We start from the raw sequence: 1,715 nt of genomic DNA, 5'->3' as shown, positions 1-1,715 counted from the left end.
ATTATCGCTGGGAGATGTTCGATCCGATCTGCACGGGGACGCTCGGCTATGCCTGGTCGCTGTCGAGCTTCACCTCGACCATCCCGGATTTCGCCGGCCGCCAAGTCGTCATCGACGGCATGAGCCGCTTCTTGCTGCGGGACGGGCTGATCGCCGAGTACCGCGAATCGGTCAACGGCGGCGTCGCCATGGCGCAACTCGGCGTGGCGCCCGAGCGGATGGCGAAGGTCATGACGCGCTGGAGCGGATGGCTGCAGGAGCGGGCGGAGGTGAGGGAATATTTGGGGAGGGGGAAACGCTGACTTGGCGCCGCATTTCGCGAGCGTCAATCGTGGGAAATTGGTCAGTCCGTCTTCGCCCTTTCGGGCTACGCCGGACACGCTTCGCGTTCGGCTTGCGCGGGCTATATCGGTGTGAGCTGAGATTCTTTGCCGAGAGTGCCCGGCTTCGCCCTGCGGGCTACGCCGAGGCAGCCTTCACTTGCTTCGCCACGATAGTCTGCGGCGGCTTGCCGAGCCGAAGCTTGCGAAGCAAGCGAAGGCTGGTGGAGCCAGGCGGGATCGAACCGCCGACCTCATCATTGCGAACGATGCGCTCTCCCAGCTGAGCTATGGCCCCGTCGCGGCCGGCACGAAGCCGGATCGGCGAACAGGCCGCCATTTACAGCGCCGCTTCATGCCAAGTCAAGGACGGCAGGGGCTGCGTCCGCCAACAATGAAAAGCCGCCGCGACGAGCTTATTCGGGGCGAGTTCCCTTGTTTGGCGGGGGGTGAACCGATATTTACGGGCAAGCCGTTCCCGCGCCCGAACCCGAGCCTCATCCCGCCATGCGTGCCATCCTCGACATCGTTCTCATCATTCTCGATCTCTACATATGGCTGCTGATCGCCGCGGCGATCCTGTCGTGGCTGATCGCCTTCAACGTCGTCAACACGCGCAACCAGTTCGTGTCCGCGGTGTCGGAATTCCTCTACCGGATCACCGAGCCGCTGCTGGCGCCGATCCGCAACATGCTGCCGTCGCTCGGCGGCCTCGACATATCGCCGATCATCCTGATCCTGCTGATCATGTTCATCCAGCGGGTGATCACCTACTACATCTACCCGGCGGTGTTCTAAGCGCACGGCAGAGCCTGGAGGCGCGATGGAGGCCCGAGCCAAAGAGGCCTGGCGCTATTCGGCTTCCGGCGTGGCTGTCGCCGTCCGCGTGACGCCGCGCGGCGGCCGCGACGATATCGACGGCCTTGAAACGCTGTCGGACGGGCGTCCGGTGGTGAAAATTCGGGTCCGCGCGATCGCCGATGGCGGCGAGGCCAACCGGGCCGTCACCGAGCTGCTTGCCAAGTCGCTCGGGGTGCCGAAGCGGAACGTGCGGCTGTTGTCAGGCGCGACCTCGCGGCAGAAGCAGATCGCGATCGACGGCGATCCACGCCAGCTCGGCGAGGCGCTGCGCCGGCTCACCGCAGCCAAGCCTGCGGACTGAACCAAGACGGGAGGCCCGAAGGGGCGATATCCATCCGCCTCTCCGTCCGGGGAGGCGTTGCTGTTTCGGCGCTTCAGCGCCTGGAAAACTGAGAGGGGGACGGCATGACCGCTCGCATCATCGACGGCAAGATCATTTCAGCGGAGCTGCGCGGACGTGTTGCCGCCGAAGTGACGCGGATCAAGGCTGATCACGGTATCACCCCCGGCCTCGCGGTCGTGCTGGTCGGCAAC

General features: G+C 65.0%; 2 protein-coding genes, 1 tRNA gene and 2 pseudogenes. 4 read left to right on the top strand and 1 reads right to left on the bottom strand.

Translation table 11 applies throughout. The features are described from left to right. A pseudogene (locus tag I5M_RS25140) lies at positions 1-302 on the top strand (nuclear transport factor 2 family protein); the annotation flags it as partial. A 240-nt stretch (positions 303-542) separates the two neighbouring features. On the opposite strand, the gene I5M_RS25135 reads toward I5M_RS25140, so the two are convergent. Further along, positions 543-618: transfer RNA gene (locus I5M_RS25135), tRNA-Ala, on the bottom strand. Positions 619-827: 209 nt separating this feature from the next. Between I5M_RS25135 and I5M_RS25130 the strand changes: the two genes are divergently transcribed. From I5M_RS25130 to I5M_RS33920, 3 genes and pseudogenes are all read left to right on the top strand, one after another. Continuing rightward, entirely contained in the window at positions 828-1,118 is a 291-nt protein-coding gene (locus I5M_RS25130; RefSeq protein ID WP_022723921.1) for a YggT family protein, read from the top strand. A gap of 25 nt (positions 1,119-1,143) precedes the next feature. Continuing rightward, on the top strand, positions 1,144-1,482 hold the full coding sequence (locus I5M_RS25125) for a DUF167 domain-containing protein (protein ID WP_022723920.1): 339 nt from the start codon (positions 1,144-1,146) through the stop codon (positions 1,480-1,482). Positions 1,483-1,586: 104 nt separating this feature from the next. Next, positions 1,587-1,715: pseudogene (locus I5M_RS33920) on the top strand (bifunctional methylenetetrahydrofolate dehydrogenase/methenyltetrahydrofolate cyclohydrolase); the annotation flags it as partial.

Source organism: Rhodopseudomonas sp. B29, from assembly GCF_000333455.1.
Taxonomy (GTDB): domain Bacteria; phylum Pseudomonadota; class Alphaproteobacteria; order Rhizobiales; family Xanthobacteraceae; genus Rhodopseudomonas.
The sequence above is the reverse complement of the archived record's forward strand: the minus strand, read 5'-3'. Positions and strand labels throughout refer to the sequence as shown.

Coding starts and splice junctions, on each gene's coding strand:
- I5M_RS25130 (WP_022723921.1), top strand. CDS start 828: ATGCGTGCCATCCTCGACATCGTTCTCATCATTCTCGATCTCTACATA.
- I5M_RS25125 (WP_022723920.1), top strand. CDS start 1,144: ATGGAGGCCCGAGCCAAAGAGGCCTGGCGCTATTCGGCTTCCGGCGTG.